General features: G+C 39.0%; 6 protein-coding genes. 5 read left to right on the top strand and 1 reads right to left on the bottom strand.

The window, feature by feature from the left end:
- Positions 1–41: 41 nt before the first annotated feature.
- Complete coding sequence (locus OMHG_RS06920) at positions 42–407, bottom strand: YugN family protein (protein WP_010649522.1); 366 nt, start codon at positions 405–407, stop codon at positions 42–44.
- A gap of 216 nt (positions 408–623) precedes the next feature.
- Here OMHG_RS06920 and OMHG_RS06915 point away from each other — a divergent pair, with 216 nt between their 5' ends.
- From OMHG_RS06915 to OMHG_RS06895, 5 genes are all read left to right on the top strand, one after another.
- Entirely contained in the window at positions 624–1697 is a 1074-nt protein-coding gene (locus OMHG_RS06915; RefSeq protein ID WP_010649520.1) for a CAP domain-containing protein, read from the top strand.
- 135 nt (positions 1698–1832) lie between these two features.
- Positions 1833–2231, top strand: coding sequence for a YlbD family protein (ylbD, locus tag OMHG_RS06910; RefSeq protein WP_237566160.1), 399 nt, complete (start codon positions 1833–1835; stop codon positions 2229–2231).
- Positions 2232–2251: 20 nt separating this feature from the next.
- Entirely contained in the window at positions 2252–2476 is a 225-nt protein-coding gene (locus OMHG_RS06905) for a YlbE-like family protein (RefSeq protein ID WP_187116584.1), read from the top strand.
- A 59-nt stretch (positions 2477–2535) separates the two neighbouring features.
- The gene (locus OMHG_RS06900) at positions 2536–2973 is read left to right on the top strand and encodes a YlbF/YmcA family competence regulator (RefSeq protein WP_010649514.1); all 438 of its coding nucleotides are present in this window, start codon (positions 2536–2538) and stop codon (positions 2971–2973) included.
- A 342-nt stretch (positions 2974–3315) separates the two neighbouring features.
- Positions 3316–3591 (top strand): YlbG family protein, encoded by a 276-nt coding sequence (locus OMHG_RS06895; RefSeq protein WP_010649512.1) that lies wholly within the window; start codon positions 3316–3318, stop codon positions 3589–3591.
- Positions 3592–3754: the final 163 nt, after the last annotated feature.

Below are 3754 nucleotides of genomic sequence, written 5' to 3'. Positions count from 1 at the left end.
CAAGATTAATTCCAGACAGTTGGTTTTATCTATTTTGACTACTATTTTTTATAATGCTGAATTTCTTCTGCAACTTTTGAAACGAGTGTATGCGCTCTTTCGACTAAACTTTCAGGGAAATTTTCACCTTCGCCATATTCAATACCATGTGGATAGTAATGTTTTCCCAAAAGTGGTGTAAGCAGTTTGATGACAGCATTTCCTTTATCCACATCGCCTTCAACCGCATAACCTTGGATACGAATGTAATATGTAATATTTTTTTCGTTAGAGCCTATTTTATAATCGTAAGAAACCCTTTCATAATCCCATTGACCAGCACGTATAAATGCATGCTTTCCAGTTAAATGGTCCAACGGTTTTAAATCAATAATGGAATCCTCGATACCAGTACTTTCTAATCTCATATTATTCACCTCATATATTAGTCCTCTATTGTTTAATGATAGTACGAAAACGCTTAATATGCAAATCAAAAACAAAATATTAGTGCAAATTCCCACTGCTAATTTTCAAATTTATAGCATTAGGAGATAATATTTAAAATAATAGGGAAAAGAGAATATAAGTCTATCTGGAACATACTATAGAATATAACTTCACTTAGCAGGGGGGAGCAGCCGATGCGAATAATGCGAAGTATGATATTTGTTACATTGATAGCAATCATTATTTTTTATTTTATGGAACAGTCAGATGCTAATCCTGAAAAAGCGGACGGTGACCAGTCTAAGGTTGTTCAGGAAAAGAGAAATGTACAGGAGAGAAAGGTTGCGCCCATAGAAGAAAAAGCCAATGAAAACCTATTTGAAGGAAATATTTTCACTTGGATGGGAAGGACAATCCAGGAACTGAAAGATGAATTTGGTGAACCGCAAAGAATTGACCGAAGTGCATATGGGTACGATTGGTGGGTCTATAACGGAAATCCTAAGCAATATATTCAGTTTGGTATAGAAGGCAATGAAATCAAAACAGTATACGTAACAGGCGAAGATCTTGAGATAGAGCCAGTCCATATAGGGCAGTCCTATGATGAAATCAATAACCTATTTACATTTAAGGAGCAAGTTCCATATAGTGAAGGGATTTCATCTTATACTTTTAATCTTAATGAGGAAGATTTAACAACAAGACCACTTGTGAAAATTGATGATACTACATTTATCCAGTTATATTTCGATACTTTTACAAGCAAGTTATCTTCTATTCGTCTACTGTCAGCTGATACGTTACTAAAGCATCGTCCATATGAGGTGGAATACAGAGGGGAATTACCCGACGAGCCGGATTTGACGGATGCGGAATGGGCTGATGTAGAAAAAGGGATGGAACAGCAGGTATTTGATATAACCAATGTTATGCGAAACCAGCACGGAAAGGGTATCCTTGACTGGGAGGAAAGCGTAAGCGAAGTAGCTTTTCTCCATAGTAAAGATATGGCAGAAAATAATTATTTTTCCCATTACAGTCTAAATGGCGACGGTCTAAAAGAGCGATTGGCAGCAGGGGATGTATTCTATGCTGCAGCGGGTGAAAATATAGCTGCCCAATATCCGGATGCTCCAGCTGCGGTGGAAGGCTGGCTGAATAGCGAAGGGCACCGTGAGACTTTATTCAATGAAGACTACTCCCATATAGGGGTTGGTGTATACCGATTCTATTACACACAGAATTTCTTAGGGAAACCGAATTAACCACTTGGCGGTGAGCTCAAGTGGTTTTTTATCGATTGCTCTAAATACCGGCAGCCATGTGGATACTTTCACATCCTGCACAAACCCAGTTTCCTTGCATAAATTGAATAGTACAAATGACTATTCATCAAAGGGGTGAAGAAATTGGAGGAGTTGCATCCAACTGTAGCTGCATTCAAGGAATTTATCAATAAGCACCCAAGCCTATTGCGGGAGATAAGGAAGAGTGGAAAATCATGGCAGGAATATTATGAGAAGTGGGTTTTACTCGGTGAAGATGACCCCTATTGGGAGGCATTCAAAGAAAATCTGCCATATGAAAATGAAAAGGAAACGAAAGCTTCTGGAAAAGATTCGGAATTAATTGGCCAGATTATGAAGTATACATCCAATCTGGATATAAATAAAATGCAGGGACAGGTCAATCAATTGAGTAAAGCCATCACGACCATACAGGATATGATCGAACAATTTAAGCAAACACAAAAAAGTACTCCTACTAAAAGAGATCCTTTCAACTGGATGAAAGATTGAGGTGAATACTTGTGGACCCGATGGTAACCAACTATTTGAAGCAAAATCCGAACCTTGCCGAGTTTGTCAGATACAATCCAGTTTGGTATCGTTATCTATCCAGAGACCCAGGAAGAATGAGAGAGATTGAAAAGGAAGCAAAAGTTTTTTATGGAAAAACACTTCCACAGCGGATTAAAAATATAAATGAACAAGTGCAAATGATAAACATGCTGTCACAAGTTGCAAAAGCAATGAAAGATTAAATCAATTTATTTTAATTCGCACAATAAAATGGTAGTATGGAATAGTGGAGGTGCAAAGAATGATAGCTACATTAGAATTTGTTAATATCCTTGACAGATCAGAGAACCTTGGAAAGATGGTTATGAAATCTGACATAATGGAAAAATACCGATCGACCCGTAAGGCACTCGATGATGATAAAGAAGCACAAAAGCTCATAAAAGCTTTTTCAAATATGAAAGAACAATATGATGATGTACAACGGTTTGGCCGTTACCATCCGGATTATTATGACATCATGAAAAATGTCCGTTCCACAAAAAGGGAAATGGATATGAATGATAAAGTCGCTGCATTCAAGGTGGCTGAGAGAAACCTTCAGAAATTACTGGATGAGATAAGCCAATTTGTTGCCAAAAGTGTAAGTGAACAGATTAAAGCACCACAGGATGGTGCAGCACTCACCGATAGCGGCTGCGGCTGTGGCAGCGGCGGTGCCTGCGGTTGTGCATCGTAAGTCAATCAGCAGCCTTCAGCAAACTCTGAAGGCCTGCCTGGTTACTAACCTTTAGCAGAATACGAGCGGGAAGCGCGAAATATTCACGCGGGACGCGGAAAAAAGTGTGGAATCGCGGAATAATTGTGAGAATCGCGGAAAAAAGTGTGGAATCGCGGAATAATCGTGAGAATCGCGGAAAAAAGTGTGGAATCGCGGAATAATTGCGAGAATCGCGGAAAAAAGTGTGGAATCGCGGAAAAATCGTGAGAAGCGCGGAATAATCGTTAGAAACCGCGGAAAAATCATGAGAAGCGCGAAATAATTTCGAATCGGCATTACATAGAAAAGTGAGGGGTAGCGATGAGAACTAACAGGCAAGGTCTTGTAGTCTGGTTTCAGCATATGAAAAACGTGAAACAACTGAAAAGATACGGCAATCTGATATATACTTCCAAACGATTAAAATACGCTGTTATTTATGTAGACCAGGAACAAATGAATGACGTGGAAATCAAGATAATGAAACATTCATTTGTCTCCAAGATTGAAAGGTCCTATAAGCCATTCATCCGTACCGATTATGAGAACGCCAAACCCGATAAAGCAAAACAATACGATTATAAAATGGGTATCTAAAAACCTTTGTGGATTAGCATTACATTCACAAAGGTTTTTTTATGATACAAGAGGTAGCGCGGAATAATCATGAGAAGCGCGGAAAAAAGCGGGAAAGCGCGGAATAATCACGGGAAGCGCGGAAAAATCATGAGAAGCGCGGAATAATCGTGGAAAGCGCGGA

The organism is Oceanobacillus massiliensis str. N'diop (assembly GCF_000285495.1).
In the GTDB taxonomy this organism is placed as follows: Bacteria; Bacillota; Bacilli; order Bacillales; family Amphibacillaceae; genus Oceanobacillus; species Oceanobacillus massiliensis.
This window is presented reverse-complemented; position numbering and strand designations above follow the sequence as displayed.